We start from the raw sequence: 24,341 nt of genomic DNA, 5'->3' as shown, positions 1-24,341 counted from the left end.
CCGGCGATGGGCCGGTTCAGGTTCAGCAGGCCCTACATGTCATCGAAATACCGCTCATGCCAATCCACCAGCGGCTGCGGCGAATTCAGCTTCTGCCCGTAGATCACCGAATACGACAGCACGTTCTGCACATACTGGCGTGTTTCGTCGAACGGGATCGATTCAACCCACACATCGAAGCTCAGGTGCTTGGCGCCTTTCAGCCACTGCCGCACGCGGCCGGGCCCGGCGTTGTAGGCCGCCGAGGCCAGCACCCGGTTGCCGTTGAACTGGCTGTGCACCTGGCTCAGGTAGGCCGCGCCCAGCTGGATGTTCTTGTCCGGGTTCAGTACCTGCGCCGGTGATGCCAGCGGGATGCTGAACTTGCGCGCGGTCTCTTTGGCCGTGGCCGGCATCAGCTGCATCAGGCCGCTGGCACCCACCGGCGAGCGCGCATCCTCCATGAATGCACTTTCCTGGCGGGTGATGGCGAATACCCAGCTCGAATGCAGGCCGCGGACCTTGGCTTCGCGCACCAGGGTGTCGCGGTGGGCCATCGGGAAGCGGATGTCCAGGTCGTCCCAGTATTGCGCCTGGCTGATGGTGCGGATGGCCGGGAAGTACCAGCGCAGGTCGTAGCCCAGGCGTGCCTGGGCAACCATTTCGTCGCGGGTGAAGTGGCGGCTGACGTGGTACCACTCGCGGCGGCCCTCGACGATCTGGCCGCGGGCGTGGAATTCCAGTGCACGCTGGATGCCGGGCGTGTTGCGCACCTTCTTGACCAGTTGCGGGCTTAGCAGCAGCGGCTTGTTGTTCAGCTGGTATGGCGTCTGTGCCCGGTCGGCAGCGAGGAAGCCATAGAAGTCGCGCTCACGTGCCACGGTCTTGTACAGCAGCGGGATCTGCGGGTTGTTCGGCTGGGCCAGCTCCAGGCTGCGTGCCTGCCAGTATTTCCAACGGCTGCTGCTGGCCAGGTCCTGGGGCAGGCGCCTGGTCAGCTCGTAGGCGTCTTCCCAGCGGCCCAGGCGCAGCAGCAGGCGCAGGCGCCATTCGCTGACGGTGTTGTCGCGCAGTTCGGGGTCGTAGCGGGTCATCAGGTCGAGCGCGCGCGGGTCGTAGCGGCGTGCCAGGGTCAGGCCGATTTCGCGGGCGATGGCCACCTTCTCGTCGCGAGAGAAGTGCATGCGCTGGGCATAATCGTCGAGCAGTGCCATGGCCCGCTCCGGGTCCTGCCGGGCCAGGCGGCGCAGGCCGAGGCTGACGACATCGGACATGGCTTCGTTGACCGGGGTAAAGCGCGACGGCTGGTTGAGCAGCTCTGGCTTTTGCGCCACGTCGACCAGAAGGCGCCCCTGAGGGGCGAGGGTGGTCAGGGTCTTGACCAGGTTGTTGGCCAAAGCGTAGTTGCGCGTCTGGGCCGCCAGCTTGGTGCGTTCCCAGCGCTTGGCCTCGGTCAGCTGGCCTTCGGCCGCCCACATGCCGAACAGTGTGTCGCAGGCGGCAGGTTGCGACTTTCCGACGTTCCACAATTTGTCAGCTGTGGCATAGCCCTCGGCGCGCAGGCCATGGCTGAGCTGATACTGGCCGTTGAGGCAGTCCAGTTCGGTGAAATTGAGCTTGGGGTCGTAGTATTTGACGAAGGTGTCCCATTCGCCGCGTTCGGCCAGCCAGCGTAGCCAGCGCAGTTTCATCCAGTTGGCCTGGGGCAGGTCGCCATGCTTGGCGAGAAAGCCTTCGATCTCCTGGTTGCTGGCGCTTTTGAGGCGGGCGGTAAGCTCGTCGTAGGCCAGGTATGGTGTCAGCGGGTAGTCGCTCAGGGCTTGCGCATAGCGCAAGTACGGGCCTTTGTCGCCTTTGGCCAGCGCACGCTTGGCCTCGTCGTAGTACTGGCGCTGCTGGGTGAGGTCGGTGGCCTGCGCCGCGCAGGTGGCAGCGGTGAGCAGCAGGCATGATGCAATGTGTAACAGGCGGCTGCGCATGATACGTCCGGGCAGTAGAACCATGGGGAAGTGACGGCGGAGCCAGCACTGTTGGAAGCAATTGCCTTAGCTTAGCTGTTTGCCGGCGGCGGGTGAAAGCACTGTGCTTGTATCGGGATATTAACTTCGACCAGATGTCGCAAAGCGCTCGTAGGGTGGCCAAGCGGATGCCGTCGAGGGCCAAGTCAGGTAGAATGCGCGCCCGATTTATGGAGACCAACATGACCCTGCTCAAATTCAGCGATGTGTCCCTCGCATTCGGCGCCATGCCGCTGCTGGACAAAGTGTCCTGGCAGATCGCTCGTGGTGAGCGGGTGTGCATCATCGGCCGCAACGGTACTGGCAAATCCAGCATGCTGCGCCTGGTCAAGGGCGAGCAGAAGGGCGACGACGGTGAAGTCTGGCGTGCCCCGGGCCTGAAGATCGGCGAGCTGCCGCAGGAACTGCCGGTGGCCGACGATCGCACGGTGTTCGATGTGGTGGCCGCAGGCCTGGATGGCGTCGGTGAGTTGCTGGCACAGTTCCATCACCTGAGCATGAATATCCAGAACGACGAAGACCTGGAAAAGCTCATGCACGTCCAGCACGAGCTGGAAGCCCGTGATGGCTGGCGCCTGCAGCAAGTGGTGGAAAGCACCCTCAGCCGCCTGCAGTTGCCGGCGGACAAGACCCTGGCTGAGCTGTCCGGTGGCTGGCGGCGCCGTGTGCTGCTGGCCCAGGCGCTGGTGTCCGAGCCCGACCTGCTGCTGCTCGACGAGCCTACCAACCACCTGGACATCGGTGCCATTGCCTGGCTCGAAGAGGCCCTGCGCAGCTTTAACGGCGCGGTCCTGTTCATCACCCACGACCGGTCCTTCCTGCAGAACCTGGCCACCCGCATCCTTGAACTGGACCGTGGCGGCCTGATCGACTGGAACGGTGACTACGCCAGCTTCCTGGTGCACAAGGAGGCCGCACTGGCCGCCGAAGAAACCGCCAACGCGCTGTTCGACAAGCGCCTGGCCCAGGAAGAAGTGTGGATCCGCCAAGGCATCAAGGCCCGCCGCACCCGTAACGAAGGCCGGGTGCGTGCGCTGAAAGCCTTGCGCGTGGAGCGTGGTGAGCGCCGCGAACGCCAGGGCAAGGCCAACATCCAGATCGAGTCGGCAGAAAAATCCGGCAAGCAAGTGATGGTGCTGGAAAACGTCAGCTTCCATCACGCTGGCGGGCCAATGCTGGTCAAGGACTTCTCCATGGTCCTGCAGCGCCAGGACCGTATCGGCCTGCTGGGCGCCAACGGCACCGGCAAGACCACCTTGCTCAAGCTGATGCTCGGCGGCCTGGAACCCACGTCGGGCAAGGTCGAGAGCGGCACCAAGCTGGAAGTCGCCTACTTCGACCAGATGCGCCACCAGCTCGAGCTGGAAAAGACCGTGATCGACAACCTGGCCGAAGGCCGTGACTTCATCGAGATCGACGGCCAGAACCGCCACGTGCTGAGCTACCTGGGCGACTTCCTGTTCAGCCCGCAGCGTGCCCGCACGCCGGTCAAGGCATTGTCGGGTGGCGAGCGTGCGCGCCTGTTGCTGGCCAAGCTGTTCAGCAAGCCGGCCAACCTGCTGGTGCTCGACGAACCGACCAACGACCTGGACGTTGAAACCCTCGAACTGCTCGAAGAAGTGCTGTCCAACTACAAGGGCACCGTGCTGATGGTCAGCCACGACCGGGCCTTCCTCGACAACGTCGTCACCAGTACCCTGGTGTTCGAAGGCGAGGGCAAGGTGCGTGAGTACGTCGGCGGCTACGAGGACTGGATTCGCCAGGGTGGCTCACCGAAGCTGCTGGGCGTGACCGAGAGCAAGGGCGGCAAGTCGGCGCTCAACAGCGCAGTGGTGGAGAAAGTCGAGGACAAGCCCGCGCCAGTTGCTGCGCCGGTGGCGGAAGAAGCTTCGAAGAAGAAGCTCAGCTACAAGCTGCAGCGTGAGCTGGAGATGCTGCCGGGGCAGATCGACCAGGTTGAGCAGCGCATGGCTGAGGCTCAGGAAGAAGTGAATGCGGCTGGCTTCTACCAGCGGCCGATTACTGAAACTTCCGCAGTGCTGGCCAAGATCGAGAAGCTCCAAGGTGAGCTGGATGCGCTGGTAGAGCGCTGGGCCGAGCTGGAAGGCTGATAGCGTCAGCCTGGACTGGCCCTATCGCCGGCAAGCCAGCTCCCACAGGTACACCACAGGTTTCAAGCCTTGTGGTATCCCTGTGGGAGCTGGCTTGCCGGCGATAGGGCCGGGGCAGGTTAAGTCATTCCTTCTTCTGCAACCGCACCGCCAGTACATCGCACGGCGCACCGTGCAGCACGTCATTGGCCGTGGAACCCAGCAGCAACGCCAGGCCATGGCGGCCATGGCTGCCGACCACGATCAGGTCGCACTTCTGGTCCTTGGCCAGTTGGTGGATTTCCTGACGCGGCTGGCCGTAGGTCAGGTGTGAGTCGCCACGGTTGATCTCAGGGTATTTGTTGAACAGGCGGTCCATGCGCTCCTTGGCCTGGTCGAACTGTTGCTGTTGCAACTGCGACAGGTCCATGGGCACGTCACCGCCGAATGCCATGGCCATCGGCTCGACGATGTGAACCAGGGACACCTTGGCGCCTGAGGGCTCGGCGAGCTTCATGGCACGCTTGATCACCGGGTCGCATTCTTCGGTCAGGTCGACGGCGACCAACAAATGTTCATATTGCATGAGCGGTACTCCTGGCAATCGCGATAGAAGAAGTATGGTCGCTTTCGGGCGGGTCTTCCGTGAAAAATGGCTAACCAGCTCATTTGCAACGCTTTATGGGAACTACTGATATGACGGTATTGCTGGTGGTGTCAATCCTTGCGCTGATTCTCAGCCCGCTTTCCTGGCTGCGCGGCTCGCGCAAGCAGAGCGAGCAGATGAAGCTGCGCCTGGAGGCCCGGCGAATGGGGCTGGGTATGCAGCTGGCGCCGCAGCAATGGCCGCACTGGCTCGAAAAGGAGCCGCCAAGCCCTTGCCCGCAGTATCATCGGGCACGGCGTCGGGGGCATGAAGACAGCTTCAGCTTCTGGCAGATCAGCCCGGGGGTGTGGTGGAACCAGTGGCGTGAGCCCTGCGAAGATCCACGCTTCATTGAGCCTCTGGCGCGCTTGCCGGCGAGCGTCTACAAGGTCGAAGCCGATGCGCGGATGATCGCCCTGTACTGGACTGAACGGGGTGATACGGCTGTGTTGCAGGATGTTGCCTACGTCCTCGAAACCCTGGCTTGAACCCCGGGGCTACCTCCTAATGGTACGGCGTAGGCGTTCAGGGCTTTAAACGACAAAGCGGCGGCTTGGCAGAACCCTGAAGGGGTGGGGTGCCAAGTCGCCGCTTTGCGTTCTGCTGCGCAGAAAAGGCCAGGCAGGCCGGGTATTCATTCAAGCAGGTGGCAGTGTAGCCGCCTTGGGTTTCCGCGCAAGTCGAAAGTCGCAGCGTTATTCAATCGGCCGTGGTCAATCGCTGACATGAATGGTCGGCGATCACTGTCATCATGTTTTGTACCCAGACGATACAAAGTGACCGGAAAGTCGCGTTTTCGCCATGCTCGTGAGCATTTGACAACGCCGATCTTTTCGGAGAATGTGTGCACACCCAAATCAAACGGGCGTATGAATTGAGCGTTTGTATGTCATGACGCCAAGCCATACTTCCGACTAGCGCGCTGACGGGTGTGCCTGGGGCAGGGCAGCTAGGCCTGCTTCTGCTGCAGCGATCGGCGTGTACAGTTCAGCTTCCATATCGTGGAGATCAGTTGATGATTTACGAAGGTAAAGCCATCACGGTTAAGGCTCTTGAAAGTGGCATCGTCGAGCTCAAGTTCGACCTCAAGGGTGAGTCCGTCAACAAGTTCAACCGCCTGACCCTGAACGAGCTTCGCCAGGCCGTCGATGCCATCAAGGCCGACGCCTCGGTCAAGGGCGTTATCGTCAGCAGTGGCAAGGACGTGTTCATCGTCGGCGCCGACATCACCGAGTTCGTCGACAACTTCAAGCTGCCCGAGGCCGAACTGGTCGCCGGCAACCTGGAAGCCAACCGCATCTTCAGCGCCTTCGAAGACCTCGAAGTGCCGACCGTTGCGGCCATCAACGGCATCGCCCTGGGCGGCGGCCTGGAGATGTGCCTGGCCGCCGACTACCGGGTCATGTCCACCAGCGCCAAGATCGGCCTGCCAGAAGTCAAGCTGGGCATCTACCCCGGCTTTGGCGGCACCGTACGCCTGCCGCGCCTGATCGGTTCGGACAACGCTGTCGAGTGGATCGCTTCCGGCAAGGAAAACCGTGCCGAAGACGCCCTGAAAGTGGGTGCCGTCGACGCCGTGGTCGCCCCTGAATTGCTGCAGGCCGGTGCCCTGGACCTGATCAAGCGCGCCATCAGTGGCGAGCTGGACTACAAGGCCAAGCGCCAGCCCAAGCTGGAAAAGCTCAAGCTCAATGCCATCGAGCAGATGATGGCCTTCGAGACCGCCAAGGGCTTCGTTGCCGGCCAGGCCGGCCCGAACTACCCGGCCCCGGTCGAAGCCATCAAGACCATCCAGAAAGCCGCCAACTTCGGCCGCGACAAGGCCTTGGAAGTCGAAGCCGCAGGCTTTGCCAAGCTGGCCAAGACGTCGGTTGCCGAAAGCCTGATCGGTCTGTTCCTGAATGACCAGGAACTCAAGCGCAAGGCCAAGGCGCATGACGAGATCGCCCATGACGTGAAGCAGGCCGCCGTGCTCGGCGCCGGCATCATGGGTGGCGGCATCGCTTACCAGTCGGCGGTCAAAGGCACCCCGATCCTGATGAAGGATATCCGCGAGGAAGCCATTCAGCTGGGCCTGAACGAAGCCTCCAAGCTGCTCGGCAACCGCGTCGACAAGGGTCGCCTGACCCCGGCCAAGATGGCCGAGGCGCTCAACGCCATTCGCCCGACCCTGTCCTATGGCGATTTCGCCAATGTCGACATCGTCGTCGAAGCCGTGGTAGAGAACCCGAAAGTGAAGCAGGCCGTGCTGGCCGAGGTGGAAGGCCAGGTGAAAGAGGATGCGATCCTTGCGTCCAACACCTCGACCATCTCCATCAACCTGCTGGCAAAAGCGCTCAAGCGCCCGGAAAACTTCGTCGGCATGCACTTCTTCAACCCGGTGCACATGATGCCGCTGGTGGAAGTGATCCGTGGCGAGAAGTCCAGTGAAGTGGCGGTCGCCACCACCGTGGCCTACGCCAAGAAAATGGGCAAGAACCCGATCGTGGTCAACGATTGCCCGGGCTTTTTGGTCAACCGCGTGCTGTTCCCGTATTTTGGCGGCTTTGCCAAGCTGGTCAGTGCCGGTGTCGACTTCGTGCGCATCGACAAGGTCATGGAAAAATTCGGCTGGCCGATGGGCCCAGCCTACCTGATGGACGTGGTCGGCATCGACACCGGCCACCACGGGCGTGACGTGATGGCCGAAGGCTTCCCGGACCGCATGAAGGACGAGCGCCGCTCGGCCGTCGACGCGCTGTACGAGGCGAACCGCCTGGGCCAGAAGAACGGCAAGGGCTTCTATGCCTACGAAACCGACAAGCGCGGCAAGCCGAAGAAAGTCTTCGACGCCGCCGTGCTGGACGTGCTCAAGCCAATCGTGTTCGAACAGCGCGAAGTCACCGACGAAGACATCATCAACTGGATGATGGTCCCGCTGTGCCTGGAGACCGTGCGCTGCCTGGAAGACGGCATTGTCGAAACCGCCGCCGAAGCCGACATGGGCCTGGTGTATGGCATTGGTTTCCCTCCCTTCCGCGGTGGTGCGCTGCGTTACATCGACTCGATCGGTGTGGCCGAATTCGTCGCCCTGGCCGATCAGTACGCCGATCTGGGGCCGCTGTACCACCCGACTGCGAAGCTGCGTGAAATGGCCAAGAACGGCCAGCGCTTCTTCAACTGAGCGGTCAACGAGCTAGAGCGAGAGATTTGATATGAGCCTGAATCCAAGAGACGTGGTGATTGTCGACTTCGGTCGCACGCCAATGGGCCGCTCCAAGGGTGGCATGCACCGCAATACCCGCGCCGAGGACATGTCGGCGCACCTGATCAGCAAGCTGCTGGAGCGTAACGACAAGGTCGACCCGAAGGAAGTCGAGGACGTGATCTGGGGCTGCGTCAACCAGACCCTGGAGCAGGGGTGGAACATCGCCCGCATGGCGTCGCTGATGACCCCGATCCCGCACACTTCTGCAGCGCAGACCGTCAGCCGCCTGTGCGGCTCGTCGATGAGCGCACTGCACACCGCTGCCCAGGCGATCATGACCGGTAACGGCGATGTGTTCGTGATTGGCGGGGTGGAGCACATGGGCCACGTCAGCATGATGCACGGCGTCGACCCCAACCCGCACCTGTCCTTGCATGCTGCCAAGGCTTCCGGGATGATGGGCCTGACTGCGGAAATGCTCGGCAAGATGCACGGCATCACCCGTGAGCAGCAGGACCTGTTCGGCGTGCGTTCGCACCAGTTGGCCCACAAGGCCACGGTCGAAGGCAAGTTCAAGGACGAGATCATCCCGATGCAGGGCTATGACGAGAACGGCTTCCTGAAGGTGTTCGATTTCGACGAAACCATTCGCCCGGAAACCACCCTCGAAGGCCTGGCGTCGCTCAAGCCCGCGTTTAACCCGAAAGGCGGTACCGTCACTGCCGGTACCTCGTCGCAGATCACCGACGGCGCTTCGTGCATGATCGTCATGTCCGGCCAGCGTGCGATGGACCTGGGTATCCAGCCATTGGCGGTGATCCGTTCGATGGCGGTGGCCGGTGTCGATCCGGCGATCATGGGTTATGGCCCGGTGCCGTCGACCCAAAAAGCCCTCAAGCGCGCCGGGCTGACCATGGCCGACATCGACTTCATCGAGCTCAACGAAGCCTTTGCTGCACAGGCCTTGCCAGTGCTGAAAGACTTGAAAGTGCTCGACAAGATGGATGAGAAGGTTAACCTGCACGGCGGCGCCATTGCTTTGGGCCACCCGTTCGGTTGCTCCGGGGCACGTATTTCGGGCACCCTGCTCAACGTCATGAAGCAGAATGGCGGTACCCTGGGGGTGGCGACCATGTGCGTCGGCCTCGGTCAAGGTATCACCACTGTCTTTGAACGCGTCTGATCGCGTTGCGGGACAGCAACCGGGGCCTTGTGCCCCGGTTTTGTTTTTACAGGATTAATTAAAGAGGGTGGGCAACATGCAGATACAACCAGGCGTATACCGGCATTACAAAGGGCCTGAGTACCGTGTCTTCAGTGTTGCGCGGCATTCCGAGAACGAAGAGTGGATGGTGTTCTACCAATGCCTGTATGGTGATTACAGCTTCTGGGTGCGCCCCCTTTTCATGTTCCAGGAGTCTGTCGAGGTTGACGGCGAGCAGGTGCCACGCTTTGCTTTGGTCAAGGCCGAAGAAGGCCTGCCTGGGTTGCTGGGCAAGTCGCACGAGTGATCACCCGAGCTTGACCTCACACTTTTGCCACTATATATAGCGGTGCCGCGTTTGGTACCTGACGCGTTTTTCATTTTCAGATTCAGGAATACTCCGATCCATGGGCAAATCGCTGGTCATTGTGGAATCCCCGGCCAAGGCCAAGACCATCAACAAGTATTTGGGCAACCAGTACGTGGTGAAGTCGAGTATCGGCCATATCCGAGACCTCCCCACCAGCGGTTCGGCCAGCGCAAGCAAAGAGCCAGCCGCCAAGCGTGGCAAGGCCGCGGGTGAGGCTCCGGCGCTGTCGCCGAAAGAAAAGGCCCGCCGCCAGTTGGTGGCACGCATGGGCGTCGACCCGGATCACGGCTGGAAGGCCAAGTACGAGATCCTGCCTGGCAAGGAAAAGGTGATCGAAGAGCTGCGCCGCCTGGCCAAGGACGCCGACACCATCTATCTCGCAACCGACTTGGACCGCGAGGGGGAAGCCATTGCCTGGCACCTGCGCGAAGCCATCGGCGGTGACGACACCCGCTACAAGCGCGTGGTGTTCAACGAAATTACCAAGAAGGCCATCCAGGAGGCTTTCTCGCAGCCAGGCGAGCTGGACATCGACCGGGTCAATGCCCAGCAGGCGCGGCGGTTCCTCGACCGTGTGGTCGGTTACATGGTTTCGCCGCTGCTGTGGGCCAAGATTGCCCGCGGCCTGTCCGCTGGCCGTGTTCAGTCGGTCGCGGTGAAACTGGTGGTGGAGCGCGAGCGTGAAATCCGCGCATTCATCCCGGAAGAGTATTGGGAGATCCACGCCGACCTCGGTACCGCCAAGAACGCCAAGGTGCGTTTCGAGGTGGCGCGCGAGAAGGGCGAGGCCTTCAAGCCGCTGAACGAAGCGCAGGCCATGGCTGCGCTGGAGAAGCTCAAGGCTTCCAGCTACAGCGTGGTCAAGCGTGAAGACCGCCCGACCAGCAGCAAGCCATCGGCGCCGTTCATTACCTCCACCCTGCAGCAGGCGGCCAGTAACCGCCTGGGCTTCGGGGTGAAGAAGACCATGATGATGGCCCAGCGCTTGTATGAAGCCGGCTACATCACTTACATGCGTACAGACTCGACCAACCTGTCGGTCGACGCCCTGGACATGGCGCGCAACTATATCGAGCGCGAGTTCGGCAAACAGTACCTGCCGGATGCACCGCTGGTATACGGCAGCAAGGAAGGGGCCCAGGAGGCGCACGAAGCAATTCGTCCTTCCGATGTGAACACCCACCCGACCAAGCTCAGTGGCATGGAGCGCGACGCCGAGCGCCTGTACGAGCTGATCTGGCGCCAGTTCCTGGCCTGCCAGATGCCGCCGGCACAGTACCTGTCCACCAGCGTCACCGTGGCTGCTGGCGACTTCGAACTGCGTGCCAAGGGCCGTATCCTCAAGTTCGACGGTTATACCCGTGTGTTGCCGCAGCAGAGCAAGCCGGGCGAAGACGACGTGCTGCCAGAGATGGTCCAGGGCGAAGCGCTGAAGCTGATCCAGATCGACCCGAGCCAGCACTTCACCAAGCCACCGGCGCGCTTCACTGAAGCCAGCCTGGTCAAGGAAATGGAAAAGCGCGGTATTGGTCGCCCGTCGACTTACGCGGCGATCATCTCCACCATCCAGGACCGTGGCTATGTGACGTTGCACAACCGCCGTTTCTATTCCGAGAAAATGGGCGACATCGTCACCGAGCGCCTGTCGGAAAGCTTCTCCAACCTGATGGACTATGGTTTTACCGCCGACATGGAGGAGAACCTCGACGACGTGGCCCAGGGCGAACGTGACTGGAAGAACGTGCTCGACGAGTTCTACGGCGACTTCAGCAAGAAGCTGCAGACTGCCGAGTCCAGCGAAGGCGGGATGCGCGCCAACCAGCCGACCATGACCAACATTCCGTGCAAGGAATGTGGCCGGCCGATGATGATTCGCACCGCGTCCACAGGTGTGTTCCTGGGTTGCTCGGGTTACACCTTGCCGCCAAAAGAGCGCTGCAAGGCCACCGTCAACCTGGTGCCGGGTGACGAGATTGCCGCTGACGACGAGGGTGAATCGGAATCCCGCGTGCTGCTGGGCAAGCACCGTTGCCCGATCTGCGCCACGGCGATGGACGCCTACCTGCTGGATGAGAAGCACAAGCTGCACATTTGCGGTAACAACCCGGATTGCGTTGGCTACGAGATCGAAGAGGGCAGCTACCGCATCAAGGGTTACGAAGGGCCGAGCCTGGAGTGCGACAAGTGTGGCAGCGAGATGCAGTTGAAGACCGGCCGTTTTGGCAAGTTCTTCGGCTGCACCAATCCAACCTGCAAGAACACCCGCAAGCTGCTCAAGAGTGGCGAGGCGGCACCACCGAAGATGGACAAGGTGGACATGCCGGAACTCAAGTGCGAGAAGGTCGACGACACTTACGTGCTTCGTGACGGCGCTTCGGGGTTGTTCCTGGCCGCCAGCCAGTTCCCGAAAAACCGCGAAACCCGTGCGCCGCTGGTGATGGAAATCGTGCCGCACAAGCACGAAATCGATCCGAAGTACCACTTCCTGTGCGATGCGCCGCAGAAAGACCCGGATGGCCGCCCGACGGTAATCCGCTACAGCCGCAAGACCAAGGAGCAGTACGTGCAGTCCGAAGTCGATGGCAAGCCGACCGGCTGGAAGGCGTTCTACGACGGCAATGCGTGGAAGGTTGAAGACAAGCGCTGATCTTTCAGTGCTTTAATTGGGGCCGCTTCGCGCCCCTTCGCGGCACAATGCCGCTCCTGCAAGGAATCGCGTTCTCTTGTAGGGGCGGCCTTGTGCTGCGGAGGGGCGCGAAGCGGCCCCAATCATTTATGATGCATGTATTCGCCTTGCAGCCTGATGGGAGGGCACAGAAATGGCCCAGGAAACCTACACCCGCACCAACCAGAAACTGTTCTTCGCCGGTCTCGCCCTCGAGTCCATGGCCAAGGCTGAACAAAACCAGGCCATGAACGCCCAAGGCCTGGTTCAGGCTGAGCGCGAGTCGGCGCTGTTTCACCTGTATGGCGCGCTGCTGGGCCTATGCCATGAAATCGGAGTCTTCTACCGACTGCCGGTCGTCGCAACGGTCGAGCAGGCGCTGGCCGACGATGCGCTCAATGGCATCGCCATACCGGAAGTGGCCGAGTTGCTGGAATTGGCCCGCCAGCGCGAAACCTGGCTGGCGCAGATGCTGAGTGCTTATGCCGATTTGTTCCGACCACCGGTCGCCAGGAAAGCGCCAAAAACCGACGTCACCCAGCCATTGATCCAGGCCGTCAATCTCGATGAGCCCGAGCATCCTGCGCTGTCGCGTGCCGAGCTGGAAAGCTGGCGCAACAACCTCAAGGGCCTGGTGAGACGTTTCCGCGATGCGTTGAGTGAGTGCTGATAGCCGTTACGGCTGGTACAATATTCGCCTTTCGCGGAGAACTGCCATTTATGTCTACGTCTTTTCTGGAAATTGTCGAGTTGCCTGATGGCCGCATCGAACTGCGTCGCGCCGAGGATGAGGGCTCCCTGGTAACCTTGGATTTCTCGGAAGACGCCAAGGCGTTCCTGCAGGGCCAGCATGTAGAAGTGGCCAAGGCCATGCTCAGCGTGGGTGTGCAGATGGCAGGTCGCCTCATGGATGGCGAGCTTGAGCGTGATGAAGGGCCGCGCGTGCTGCACTGAGGGTGCAGCAGGGCATCAGGTTTGTTCAAATGACAGGCAAAGCCTGAACATCAGCCGAGGCGGATGTTCAGGCTTTGTGCGTTTCCGACACTGGCAGCGCGCTGCAATTGCTGGCGTGCAGTGGCGTTGACGTTGCCCAGCCAGCTGACCACGGTGTGGCTGAGGCCCAGGCGCAGGGCTTCGCAGGCCAGTTGCAGCGGGGTTTGGTTACCGCGAGGTTGCAGCAGCAGGATGCGTTCACGGTTGAGCCCTGCATCGCGCAGCCAAGCCTGGGTCAGGCTCGACGGCGGGGCGATCAGGGTCAGCCAGCGGGCCTCGTCCTCTTCGCTCAGCTCGCGCAGTACCGGTGCCAGCAGGCTTTGGCAGTGCCCGGGGGCGCCGCGCAGCGACAATTCGCTGAACAGTTCGGGCTGGTTGCTCTTGCGCGCCAGTTCGCTGGCTTTCAGGCCCGGTAGTACGGGCTGGGCGAGGAATGCTTCGAACAGGGGCAACTGGGCTTGCTCGGGTGCGTGAATGAACTGCTGCATGACGCCTCCTGGATCAGCGGCGAATGACGCCGACGCTCAAGCCCTCAATCACCAGTTCCTGATCTTTCAGGTCAACTTCGATGGGGGCGAATTCGGGGTTTTCGGCAAGCAGCCAGACCTTGCTGCCTTCACGCTTGAAGCGCTTGACGGTCACTTCGTCACCGATGCGGGCCACGACGATCTGGCCGTTGCGGGCTTCGCGGCAGGTGTGAACGGCCAGGAGGTCGCCGTCGAAGATGCCGACGTCCTTCATGCTCATGCCGTGGACGCGCAGCAAATAGTCGGCCTGGGGGTGGAAGAAGGCAGGGTTGATATTGCAGGATTGCTCAATGTGCTGTTCGGCAAGAATTGGCGCACCGGCAGCAACCCTGCCGATGATCGGCAAGCCGCTTTCTTCTGCCTTGGTATCCAGGCCTGGGATGCGGATGCCGCGGGAGGCGCCCGGGGTCATCTCGATCGCGCCCTTGCGGGCGAGGGCCTTGAGGTGCTCCTCGGCAGCGTTGGGCGATTTGAAGCCCAGCTCCTGAGCGATCTCGGCGCGGGTCGGCGGGAAGCCGTTGTCTTCCAGGCAGCGCTTGATGAACGCGAGAATTTCGGCTTGGCGTGGCGTCAGTTTCAACATGGTGAGCGCTCTGTCTTTTTGTACAGTGACTGGGATTATATACAGTACTGGATGCGCTGCAAGCCAAATGGCGCAATAAACCTGAGCGGTGGCGCTTGCAGCCCGCAGCCAGGCTGCTTTTAAATGGCGACCGCCCGGTCACCGAGCCTTGACAGAAGCAGGCCTGAAACGTATGTTTCAAACACCTGTTTGTCTGGCGGAGCACGCGGAGTAGTCATGGCCCAATCGGAAACCGTTGAACGCATTCTCGATGCTGCCGAGCAGCTGTTCGCGGAAAGGGGGTTCGCCGAGACCTCGTTGCGGCTGATCACCAGCAAGGCCGGGGTCAACCTGGCGGCGGTCAACTATCACTTCGGCTCCAAGAAGGCACTTATCCAGGCCGTGTTCTCGCGCTTCCTCGGGCCGTTCTGCGCCAGCCTCGAGCGCGAACTGGAGCGGCGCCAGGCCAAGCCGGAGCACAAGCCCAGCCTCGAAGAACTGCTGGAAATGCTGGTGGAGCAGGCGTTGGCCGTGCAGCCTCGCAGCAATAACGACCTGTCGATCTTCATGCGCCTGCTGGGCCTGGCCTTCAGCCAGAGCCAGGGCCACCTGCGGCGTTACCTGGAAGACATGTACGGCAAAGTGTTCCGCCGCTACATGCTGCTGGTCAACGAGGCCGCGCCTCGTATTCCGCCACTGGAACTGTTCTGGCGCGTGCACTTCATGCTGGGTGCCGCCGCCTTCAGCATGTCCGGTATCAAGGCCCTGCGGGCAATTGCCGAGACCGACTTTGGCATCAACACCTCGATCGAGCAGGTGATGCGCCTGATGGTACCGTTCCTGGCCGCAGGCATGCGTGCCGACAGCGGCGTCACCGACGAGGCCATGGCCACGGCGCAGCTGCGACCACGCAGCAAGACTACCGCGATCACCGCCAAGGCCTGAAGGCTGGGCGGGGCAGGGCGCTTCGGCTAAGCTAGCGCCCATGCCCGATCTCGACCTGCTGCACATTTCCCTCGCCGACCAATGCCTGTATGGCTTTGCCCGTGACCAGCTGCGCGTGCGCCTGCCGGTTTCCACGGCGCGCAACGGTGCCGGCGAGCGCAATGGCTCGGGCTGCACGCCGCGTGGCTTGCACCAGGTGCGGGCGAAGATCGGCGCGGGCCTGCCGCTTGATGCGGTGCTGGTCGGGCGGCGCTGGACGGGTGAGGTGTGGTCGCCGGCGTTGCACGCGCAATACCCCGGGCGCGACTGGATCCTGACTCGCATCCTTTGGCTAAGCGGCTGCGAACCTGGCGTCAATCGCCTGGGCGCGGTCGACACCTTCCGGCGCTTTATCTACCTGCACGGCACTCCGGATACGGAACCCATGGGCGTAGCGCTGTCCCATGGCTGCATACGCCTGCGCAACACTGACTTGCTTGGCCTGTTCGACCGTATCGGGTTGCATTGCCCGGTGCAGGTCGCAGAGGCCGCATGCCCTGATTGGGCTTCTCTCGTTCTGCAATGAAGGATTACCTATGACCGTCAGCCTGCAAGGCTCCCTGATGGTGGATATCGCCGGTAAATGGCTGACCGCCGAAGACCGTCACTTGCTGCGCCAACCCGAAGTGGCCGGCCTGATCATCTTTGCCCGCAACATCGACAGCCCGCGTCAGGTGCGTGAGCTGTGCGCGTCGATCCGTGCCATCCGCCCCGACCTGATTCTGGCGGTGGACCAGGAAGGTGGTCGCGTGCAGCGTCTGCGTCAGGGTTTCGTGCGCCTGCCGGCCATGCGTGCGCTGGCCGACAATGACAACGCCGAATACCTGGCGGAGCAGTGCGGTTGGCTGATGGCGACCGAGGTGCTGGCGGTTGGCCTGGACCTCAGCTTTGCCCCGGTGCTCGACCTGGACCACCAGCGTAGCGCCGTGGTCGGCAGCCGTGCCTTCGAGGGTGACCCGCTGCGTGCCACGCAACTGGCCGGGGCGTTCATTCGCGGTATGAATGCGGCGGGCATGGCTGCCTGTGGCAAACACTTCCCGGGGCATGGCTGGGCCGAGGCTGACTCGCATGTGGCCATTCCCACCGATGAGCGCAGCCTTGAACAATTGCGCCAGGTCGACCTGGTGCCATTCTCGCGCCTGAGCGGGCAATTGGCGGCGGTGATGCCGGCGCATGTCATCTACCCGCAGGTCGACAACCAGCCAGCCGGTTTCTCCCGGCGTTGGCTGCAGGACATCCTGCGCGGCGAGCTGGGCTTTGACGGGGTGATCTTCAGTGATGACCTGTCGATGGCCGGTGCGCATGTGGTGGGTGATGCGGCCAGCCGTATCGAGGCGGCATTGAGCGCCGGCTGTGACATGGGCCTGGTGTGCAATGACCGAGCGGCAGCAGAGCTGGCCCTGAGTGCGGCGCAGCGCATGAAGGTCAAGCCATCGCCGCGGATTGCGCGGATGCGCGGGCAAGGGTTTGCGCGGACCGACTATCGCCAACAGCCGCGCTGGCTGGAGGCGTTGGGGGCGTTGAAGGAAGCTCAGCTGGTCGATTGACTGCGCCGGCCTCTTCGCGGGCATGCCCGCTCCCACAGGTACGATGCCGGTTTTAAGGTCGGTGTTGTGCCTGTGCTGGCCTCTTCGCGGGTGAACCCGCTCCCACAGGTACTGCGTAGCCCTCGGCAGCGGTGCGGTCCTTGTGGGAGCGGGTTTACCCGCGAAGATGCCAGTACAGGCAGTACAACATGCTGAATTACCGCCCGCGCTTGCCTGGCAATGGCGCAAACAGTGCCTCGATTTCTTCATCGCCCATGCGCCATTGCCCAGCCTGCCCGCCATCCAGCAAGCTGGCTGCCAGCGCCGCTTTTTCCTGCTGCAGCAACTGGATCTTCTCTTCAACCGTACCCCGGGTAATCAGCTTGAACACGAACACCGGCTTGTCCTGGCCAATGCGGTAGGCGCGGTCGGTGGCCTGGTTTTCGCTGGCCGGGTTCCACCAGGGGTCGAAGTGGATCACCGTGTCCGCGGCCGTCAGGTTCAAGCCCACGCCACCGGCCTTGAGGCTGATCAGGAACACTTCGCTGTCACCCTGCTGGAACTGCTGCACAGGCGTGCGACGGTCCCGTGTATCACCGGTCAGCAGGCTGTAGCGGATACTGCGTTTTTCCAGCTCCTGCTGGATCAGCGCCAGCATCGAGGTGAACTGCGAGAACAGCAGCACCCGGCGCCCTTCGCTTAACAGCTCGTCGAGCATTTCCAGCAGTGCGCCCAGCTTGCCCTTGTCGGCCTGGTTGCCTTTGCTTTCCACGCCCTTGACCAGCCGCAGGTCGCAGCACACCTGGCGCAGTTTGAGCAGCGCGTCGAGGATGACGATCTGGCTGCGTGCCGCGCCATTGCGGGCGATTTCGTCGCGGACTTTCTTGTCCATGGCCACCCGCACCGCCTCGTAGGTATCGCGCTGGGCGTCGCTGAGCTCGACCCAGTGCACCATCTCGGTCTTGGCCGGCAACTCGGTGGCCACCTGCTCCTTGGTGCGGCGCAGCAGGAACGGGCGGATGCGCGTGACCAGATGGCCCAGCCGCTCAGCGTCGCCATGGCGTTCGATCGGGGTGCGGTAGTCCTGGTTGAAGCGTTTGACATCGCCCAGCCAGCCGGGCATCAGGAAGTGGAAGATCGACCACAGCTCGCCCAGGTTGTTTTCCATCGGCGTGCCGGTCAGGCACAGGCGCTGGCCGGCCTGTAGCTCGCAGACGGCGAGGGCGGCCTTGCTGGTGCTGCTCTTGATGTTCTGTGCCTCGTCCAGCACCAGCACGTGCCAGGCCTGGGCGCGCAGGTGTTCGAGGTCGCGTGGCACCAGGGCATAGGTGGTCAGGACCAGGTCGTATTCATGCAGCTTGGCAAAATGCTTGCTGCGACCCGGCCCATGCAGTGCCAGCACGCGCAGGTCGGGGGCAAAGCGCTGGGCTTCGTCCAGCCAGTTGGGTATCAGGCTGGTGGGCATGACCGCCAGGGCTGGTGCCTCCAGGCGCCCGGCCTCTTTCTCCAGCAGCAGGTGTGCCAGGGCCTGCAGGGTCTTGCCCAGGCCCATGTCGTCACCGAGGATGCCCCCGGTGCCCATCTCTTGCAGTGCCTGCAGCCAGTTCAGGCCCTGCTGTTGATAGGGGCGCAAGCTGGCCTGCAGCCCGGCGGGTGGGGCCACTTGCAGGTCGCGGGCATCACGCAGGCGGCGGCCCAGATCGCGCACGTGCTGGCCACCTTCCCAGTGCAGGGGCAGGCCTTCGATGTCGTTCAGGCGCGCGGCGTCGGCGCGCTCCATGCGCAGCGCCGGGCCCGCAGTGTCTTCGTGCAGGTACAGCTCGCCCAAGGTGCCCATCACGGCCTTGATGCGGCCGTAGGGCAGGGCGACGCGCAACGCCGGTGCATCCAGGCGGCCGCGGTTCAGGTCGATCAGCAGGTGTTCATCGTCACTGCGCCGGGCCAGTTCGTTGGGGCGCAGCAGCTCCGGGCTGCTGCGCAGCAGTTGCAGCACGATTGGCAGCAAGCTGTGACGCTGGCCGTCGACCACGATGCCCAGTTCCAGGTCGAACCATTCATGGCCGGGCGCTTCGTCGATGGTGGCGTACCAGTCGTCCACCTCCTGCAGGTTGAAGGCGAAGTCACGGTGGACGTCTATGTTCCAACCGGCTTGCCGCAGGCGTGGCAGGCCCTCACGGGCGAAGCGCAGCCAGGCTTCGTCGTCGGGCAGTTGGAACATTTCGCCGGCACTGTCGGGCAGGGCCTTGCTCTGGCGAGTGGCGGGTTTGAAGCCCAGGTCACGTAACGCCTTGCGCAGGGCCAGCTCGGCTTGCGGCTGTCGGCGAATTCGCTGGCTGGTGCTGCCCGCCAGTCGGGTCAGCGGCTTCTCGTCGGTGCCGCTGACCTGCAAACCGTCATAGTCGAATGCCAATGCGGCGCGATGTTGCATTTGCCGTTGCATGCGACCGGTTTTCGGCATGTATGCGGTGTATTCAAGGCTGCCGAGCGAAAGAAGGGGCTTGGGCTGGATGTGATCGAGCAACTGCTCCTGCACTGGCGTCGGCGTCGGCACCTTGTGGCTGAGGGCATTGAGCTTGTGGCTGAGGGGTACGACCAGGTGCTCGGGTACATCGGGGGCAATAGTCAGCTGCACGGCGACATGCGGATCCAGGCTGTGCTCGACCTTGCCCACTTCACTGGTCAGCAGATCGAAGTAGTAAAGTGGCAGCAGCGGGATGACGCAGTGCAGCATTTCCTCGCCGCTGTACCACAGTCCCCGGTAGTTTCCGTTGTCCAGGCGTACCCAGCGAAACTCGGCACGGCGCACCGGGCCTTGATGAAGCGGTGGGAAGCCGACATCGTAAAACATGCGCCCGGTTTCGAGTGCGCGCTGGAACAACTCGCCACCTTCCTGGCCCTTCAGTTTATAGCCGCGGTCCTGGCCGCCGCCCTGATTCAGGGCCGAGAGCAGGCGGAGAATGCGGGTGTCTTCTTCCGTCACGAAGCGCGGTGGCTCGTAGAGAAAGTCGTAAAGTGACTGGACGCGGCTGAAGCGTATGCCGTCCTCGGTTCGCGTGCCCTTGCGCACCAGCAGGGCGCAGCCGGCATCATCGGTGAGATCGAGCTGGTAGCACACCATGCGCCCGCGTTTGTCTTCGGTTGCGTTGGGCTTGGGCGGGGCCTGTTCCAGGCCGCTCAACCAGTGCTGCAGTTCGGCGGACAACGTTCCCGGGTCGGCTTGCGTGGCCTCATGATTGGACCAAGGGTCGCTTATGCAGAACAGTGCAGCGGCGCAATGCTTGCAGTTTTGCCCTACAGGGCAATCGCATTCACCGTGCACATGGCAACGGCCGCCGGCTACGTGCAACTCGATGCTTTGCCGATAGTGGTTGTCGCCACTCCCTTGGCAATTGGCCGTGATGGTCGGCCCATAGAAGCCTTCCAGTTCGACCCTGCCTTCCTCGGCATAGCGCTCACCGCGTTGCAGGGCAGCTTTGCTGAACGATTGGGTCCAGTTCGGATAAGCGTTCACCATCTCGGCGGCATCTTGCTTCATCGGCTTACTGCTCCATCATCTCCGGGTCCATCACCGGCATTTTCGGCGTGCCCGGTGGCGTGACTTTCAGCAGCACCGCCAGGTGCCCGCCGTCGAGGAAGGTCAGCTGGCCGCCCTTGACGTTGCTGTTGCTCTGCTTGAACTGCTCGCTTTGCAGGACGTTGCCGTTGCTGTCCAGCTGATTGACCCAGAAGTTGGCCTCGACCGCGATGAAGCGGCCTTCGGCGATGCTCAGGTTGCCTTCGATGGGGAAGTGGCCGAACTGTTCGGTGCCTTCGCCCAGGGCGATGCGGCCAGGCTCGCTGCCGACCTGCTGCTGCCAGGCCTTGTGCATCAATACGGTGTAGTCGGCAGTGGCTTCCAGGCGGGTGGCTTCGTCTTCCAACGCCAGGCGGCGCTCGGCGTCCTTCGCCAGGCGCGGGGCACCGGCGCTCCAGTCTTCAGGGGAAAACGGGCTGGTGAAGGCAGGCACGCTGTTCTGCCGCACCAAAATCATTTCTACCTGATACAGGCCTTCGGCGAAGGCGGCTGGCGCGAACAGCGCCAGCAGCAGGGTCAGGCAACGGATGGCACGCATGGATCTTCCTTAGGCAGGCTGTGGTGTCAGGCGCTCGAACAGCGCCTCCAGGGTATTGAAGCGTTCGTCGGGGCGTTCCATCGGGACCAGGAAGCGGAACTGGGTGGCGCCTTCGAACTTGTAGCGTTTGGGCTGGCCCTGGATCAGCTTGATCAGGGTCAGCGGGTCGACCGGGGTTTCGGCTTCGAACTCGAGCTTGCCGCCATTGGGGCCTGCATCGACTTTCTTGATGCCGAGCTTTTCTGCGTGCAGCTTGAGCGAAGTCAGGCGCATCAGGTTCTTGGTCGGCTCTGGCAGCAGGCCGAAGCGGTCGATCATTTCCACTTGCAGGTCCTTTAGGCCTTCTTCGTCAGCGGCCGAGGCAATGCGCTTGTACAGGATCAGCCGCGCATGCACGTCGGGCAGGTAGCTCTCGGGGATCAGCGCCGGCAGGCGCAGGTTGATCTCCGGGCCGCCGCCCAGCGGCTGCTCCAGATTTGGCTGGGTACCCTTGCGGATCGCCTTGACCGCGCGCTCGAGCATTTCCATGTACAGGGTGAAGCCCACCGCCTGGATCTGCCCGCTCTGACCTTCGCCCAGCAGCTCGCCCGCACCGCGGATTTCCAGGTCGTTGGTGGCCAGCACGAAACCGGCACCCAGGTCCTGGGTGTTGGCGATGGCCTCCAGGCGCTTTTCAGCGTCGGCGCTGACTTTTTGCCGGGTAGGCGTCAGCAGGTAGGCGTAGGCCTGGTGGTGGCTACGGCCGACCCGGCCACGCAGCTGGTGCAGCTGCGCCAGGCCAAATTTGTCGGCGCGCTCGATGACGATGGTGTTGGCGCTGGGCACGTCGATGCCGGTTTCGATGATGGTCGACGCCACCAGCACGTTGAAGCGCTTGTGGTAGAAATCGCTCATCACCTGTTCCAGCTCGCGCTCGCGCATTTGCCCGTGGCCGATGCCGATACGTGCCTCGGGCACCAGTTCGGCAAGGTCGGCGGCGCATTTTTCGATGGTTTTCACATCGTTGTGCAGGTAGTACACCTGGCCACCGCGCAGCAGCTCACGCAGCAGCGCCTCCTTCACGGTGCTGTTGTTGTGCTCCATGACGAAGGTGCGCACCGACAAGCGGCGCGCCGGCGGCGTGGCGATGATCGACAGGTCGCGCATACCGGCCACTGCCATGTTCAGCGTGCGAGGGATCGGCGTGGCGGTCAGGGTGAGGATGTCGACCTCGCTGCGCAGGGCCTTCAGCTGCTCCTTCTGGCGCACGCCAAAGCGGTGCTCTTCGTCGATGATGGCCAGGCCCAGGTCCTTGAAACGCACATCGTCCTGCAGCAGCTTGTGGGTGCCGATGAGGATGTCGATCTTGCCTTCGGCCAGGTCGGCGGCGGCGGCGGCCACCTCTTTGGCCGACTTGAAGCGGCTCATCACTTCCACGGTCACCGGCCAGTCGGCAAAACGGTCGCGGAAGCTGTTGTAGTGTTGCTGGGCGAGCAGGGTAGTGGGCACCAGCACCGCTACCTGGCGACCACTGTGCACGGCGATGAACGCTGCGCGCATGGCCACTTCGGTCTTGCCGAAGCCGACGTCGCCGCACACCAGACGGTCCATTGGCTTGGGCGCGAGCATGTCGGCCCGCACGGCCTCGATGGCGGTTTGCTGGTCCGGGGTTTCTTCGAACGGGAAGCCGGCGCTGAAGGTGGCGTAGTCGGCGGACGGGTCGGCAAACGCATAACCCTTGCGCGCGGCGCGGCGGGCATAGATGTCGAGCAGTTCGGCGGCCACGTCGCGCACCTGTTCGGCGGCCTTGCGCTTGGCTTTCTGCCAGGCCTCGGAGCCCAGCCGGTGCAATGGTGCCAGGGCATCGTCGCTGCCGGTGTAGCGGGCGATCAGGTGCAGGTTGGCCACCGGTACGTACAGCTTGGCGTTCTCGGCGTATTCCAGGGTGAGGAACTCGGCAGCCTGGCCGTCGATCTCCAGGGTGGCCAGGCCCAGGTAGCGGCCCACGCCATGGTCGATGTGCACCACTGGCGCGCCTTCGCGCAGCTCGGTGAGGTTCTTGATGACCGCGTCGTTGGCGGTTTCGCCGCGCTTGTCGCGGCGGCGGCGCTGCATCACTCGCTGGCCGAACAACGGGCTTTCCGCGACCAGGGCCAGGCCTGGGTCGTCCAGCACCAGGCCGTCATCCAGCGGGGCGATGGTGATCGCCAGGCGCTCGCTGCCAGTGATGAAGTCGGCCCAGCCGTCGACGGTGTGCGGGCGCAGTTTCAGCCGTTCCAGCAACTCCAGCAGCACTTCGCGGCGGCCGGCCGACTCGGCGGTGAACAGCACGCGGCCGGGGAACTGGTCGAGGAAGCTGGCCAGTTCGGCCAGCGGCTGATTGGCCTTGGCCTCGATGGCCAGGTTGGGCAGGGCGCGGGCCGGGAAGCGCTCGCGACCCACGCCCGGTTCGATGTCCTCGCTGCTGACCACCACCCGCGGCCATTGCTTGAGCCGGGCGAAGCAGTCTTCCACCGGCATGAACAGCTCGGCGGGCGGCAGCAGCGGGCGGCTGAGGTCGCCGCGGCGGTCTTCATAACGCCCGCGCACGTCGTTCCAGAAGTGTTCGGCGGCCTGTTCCACACCGGGCAGCGAAAACACCTGGGTATCGGCTGGCAGGTAGTCGAACAGGGTGGAGGTTTCTTCAAAGAACAGCGGCAGGTAGTACTCGATGCCGGCAGGGATGATACCGCTGGCCAGGTCCTGGAAGATTGCGCTGCGGCGGAAGTCGACGTCGAAGCGTTCACGGAAGCGTGCCTTGAAGCGGGTCACTTCCTCTTTCTGCATGGGAAATTCGCGTGCCGGCAGCAGGCGCACCGAATCCACCTTGTCGATCGAGCGCTGGGTCTCGGGGTCGAAGGTGCGCAGTGTCTCGATCTCGTCGTCGAACAGGTCGATGCGGTAGGGCAGCCTGCTGCCCATCGGGAACAGGTCGATCAGCGCGCCGCGCACGGCGAACTCGCCATGTTCATAGACGGTGTCGACGCAACGATAGCCACTGGCCTCCAGACGCGTGCGCATCTGCTCCACGTCGATGGTCTGGCCCACGTCCAGCACCAGGCTGCTGCCCAGCAGGAAGCGCGTGGGCGCCAGGCGGTGCAGGGCGGTGGTGACCGGCACCACCAGGATGCCGTGGCTCAGCTCCGGCAGGCGGTACAGGCTGGCGATGCGCTGGGAAATGATGTCCTGGTGTGGCGAGAACAGGTCGTAGGGCAGGGTTTCCCAGTCGGGGAACGGCAGCACTGGCAGGTCGGGGGCGAAGAAGCGCAGTTCCTGCTCCAGACGGTCGGCGGCCTGGCTGTCGGCGGTCAGCAGCAGGGTGAAGCGGCCAGCGTTGCTGGCAGCCTCGGCGATGGCAAGGCTGAGGGCGGCACCGGGCAGGTTACCCCAGGTTTGTTTGCCGGCCGTGGCCGACATGTGCGGTAGGCGCAGAACTGACACGGGAGATTGCACTCCAAGC

Annotated in this window: 18 protein-coding genes; 11 read left to right on the top strand and 7 right to left on the bottom strand. The window is 63.0% G+C overall.

Annotated elements, in window-relative coordinates; translation table 11 throughout:
• Window positions 1-32 precede the first annotated feature (32 nt).
• Complete coding sequence (locus PP4_RS18710; protein ID WP_016500750.1) at window positions 33-1,958, bottom strand: transglycosylase SLT domain-containing protein; 1,926 nt, start codon at window positions 1,956-1,958, stop codon at window positions 33-35.
• 221 nt (window positions 1,959-2,179) lie between these two features.
• Between PP4_RS18710 and PP4_RS18705 the strand changes: the two genes are divergently transcribed.
• Window positions 2,180-4,108 carry an ATP-binding cassette domain-containing protein gene (locus PP4_RS18705; RefSeq protein WP_016500749.1) on the top strand — a complete coding sequence of 643 codons (1,929 nt, stop codon included), beginning with the start codon at window positions 2,180-2,182 and terminating at the stop codon, window positions 4,106-4,108.
• A gap of 124 nt (window positions 4,109-4,232) precedes the next feature.
• On the opposite strand, the gene PP4_RS18700 is transcribed toward PP4_RS18705, so the two are convergent.
• Window positions 4,233-4,673 carry a universal stress protein gene (locus PP4_RS18700; protein WP_016500748.1) on the bottom strand — a complete coding sequence of 147 codons (441 nt, stop codon included), beginning with the start codon at window positions 4,671-4,673 and terminating at the stop codon, window positions 4,233-4,235.
• Window positions 4,674-4,783: 110 nt separating this feature from the next.
• On the opposite strand from PP4_RS18700, the gene PP4_RS18695 reads away from it, so the two are divergent.
• The 7 genes from PP4_RS18695 (at window position 4,784) to PP4_RS18665 (ending at window position 13,113) form a co-directional block, all read left to right on the top strand.
• Window positions 4,784-5,221 (top strand): hypothetical protein, encoded by a 438-nt coding sequence (locus PP4_RS18695; protein ID WP_016500747.1) that lies wholly within the window; start codon window positions 4,784-4,786, stop codon window positions 5,219-5,221.
• Between the two features lie 527 nt (window positions 5,222-5,748).
• Window positions 5,749-7,896: a fatty acid oxidation complex subunit alpha FadB gene (gene fadB / locus PP4_RS18690; protein WP_016500746.1), complete on the top strand. Its 2,148-nt coding sequence runs from the start codon at window positions 5,749-5,751 to the stop codon at window positions 7,894-7,896.
• Between the two features lie 31 nt (window positions 7,897-7,927).
• Complete coding sequence (gene fadA / locus PP4_RS18685) at window positions 7,928-9,103, top strand: acetyl-CoA C-acyltransferase FadA (protein WP_016500745.1); 1,176 nt, start codon at window positions 7,928-7,930, stop codon at window positions 9,101-9,103.
• A 76-nt stretch (window positions 9,104-9,179) separates the two neighbouring features.
• Complete coding sequence (locus PP4_RS18680) at window positions 9,180-9,431, top strand: DUF1653 domain-containing protein (RefSeq protein WP_016500744.1); 252 nt, start codon at window positions 9,180-9,182, stop codon at window positions 9,429-9,431.
• Window positions 9,432-9,531: 100 nt separating this feature from the next.
• Window positions 9,532-12,141 carry a type I DNA topoisomerase gene (gene topA, locus PP4_RS18675; protein ID WP_016500743.1) on the top strand — a complete coding sequence of 870 codons (2,610 nt, stop codon included), beginning with the start codon at window positions 9,532-9,534 and terminating at the stop codon, window positions 12,139-12,141.
• 172 nt (window positions 12,142-12,313) lie between these two features.
• Window positions 12,314-12,829 (top strand): DUF6586 family protein, encoded by a 516-nt coding sequence (locus PP4_RS18670; RefSeq protein ID WP_016500742.1) that lies wholly within the window; start codon window positions 12,314-12,316, stop codon window positions 12,827-12,829.
• 50 nt (window positions 12,830-12,879) lie between these two features.
• Window positions 12,880-13,113, top strand: a complete 234-nt coding sequence (locus PP4_RS18665) for a hypothetical protein (protein WP_004376430.1) — start codon at window positions 12,880-12,882, stop codon at window positions 13,111-13,113.
• 50 nt (window positions 13,114-13,163) lie between these two features.
• Here the strand turns inward: PP4_RS18665 and sulA are convergent, their stop codons facing one another.
• The gene (gene sulA, locus PP4_RS18660; protein WP_016500741.1) at window positions 13,164-13,640 is read right to left on the bottom strand and encodes an SOS-induced cell division inhibitor SulA; all 477 of its coding nucleotides are present in this window, start codon (window positions 13,638-13,640) and stop codon (window positions 13,164-13,166) included.
• Window positions 13,641-13,653: 13 nt separating this feature from the next.
• A complete protein-coding gene (gene lexA / locus PP4_RS18655) occupies window positions 13,654-14,262 on the bottom strand; it encodes a transcriptional repressor LexA (protein WP_016500740.1) in 609 nt (202 codons plus the stop codon).
• A 216-nt stretch (window positions 14,263-14,478) separates the two neighbouring features.
• On the opposite strand from lexA, the gene PP4_RS18650 reads away from it, so the two are divergent.
• The 3 genes from PP4_RS18650 to nagZ are packed head-to-tail and all read left to right on the top strand — an operon-like array spanning window position 14,479 to window position 16,772.
• The gene (locus PP4_RS18650) at window positions 14,479-15,186 is read left to right on the top strand and encodes a TetR/AcrR family transcriptional regulator (RefSeq protein ID WP_016500739.1); all 708 of its coding nucleotides are present in this window, start codon (window positions 14,479-14,481) and stop codon (window positions 15,184-15,186) included.
• Between the two features lie 40 nt (window positions 15,187-15,226).
• Complete coding sequence (locus tag PP4_RS18645) at window positions 15,227-15,751, top strand: L,D-transpeptidase (protein ID WP_016500738.1); 525 nt, start codon at window positions 15,227-15,229, stop codon at window positions 15,749-15,751.
• A gap of 22 nt (window positions 15,752-15,773) precedes the next feature.
• The gene (nagZ, locus tag PP4_RS18640; protein WP_172439606.1) at window positions 15,774-16,772 is read left to right on the top strand and encodes a beta-N-acetylhexosaminidase; all 999 of its coding nucleotides are present in this window, start codon (window positions 15,774-15,776) and stop codon (window positions 16,770-16,772) included.
• A 196-nt stretch (window positions 16,773-16,968) separates the two neighbouring features.
• On the opposite strand, the gene PP4_RS18635 is transcribed toward nagZ, so the two are convergent.
• The 3 genes from PP4_RS18635 to mfd are packed head-to-tail and all read right to left on the bottom strand — an operon-like array spanning window position 16,969 to window position 24,322.
• The gene (locus PP4_RS18635) at window positions 16,969-20,286 is read right to left on the bottom strand and encodes a DEAD/DEAH box helicase (protein ID WP_016500736.1); all 3,318 of its coding nucleotides are present in this window, start codon (window positions 20,284-20,286) and stop codon (window positions 16,969-16,971) included.
• A gap of 4 nt (window positions 20,287-20,290) precedes the next feature.
• Complete coding sequence (locus PP4_RS18630; RefSeq protein WP_016500735.1) at window positions 20,291-20,863, bottom strand: CsiV family protein; 573 nt, start codon at window positions 20,861-20,863, stop codon at window positions 20,291-20,293.
• A 9-nt stretch (window positions 20,864-20,872) separates the two neighbouring features.
• Window positions 20,873-24,322, bottom strand: coding sequence for a transcription-repair coupling factor (gene mfd / locus PP4_RS18625; protein WP_041167814.1), 3,450 nt, complete (start codon window positions 24,320-24,322; stop codon window positions 20,873-20,875).
• Window positions 24,323-24,341: the final 19 nt, after the last annotated feature.

Origin of the sequence: Pseudomonas putida NBRC 14164, assembly GCF_000412675.1 — a bacterium.
Taxonomy (GTDB): domain Bacteria; phylum Pseudomonadota; class Gammaproteobacteria; order Pseudomonadales; family Pseudomonadaceae; genus Aquipseudomonas; species Aquipseudomonas putida.
The sequence above is the reverse complement of the archived record's forward strand: the minus strand, read 5'-3'. Positions and strand labels throughout refer to the sequence as shown.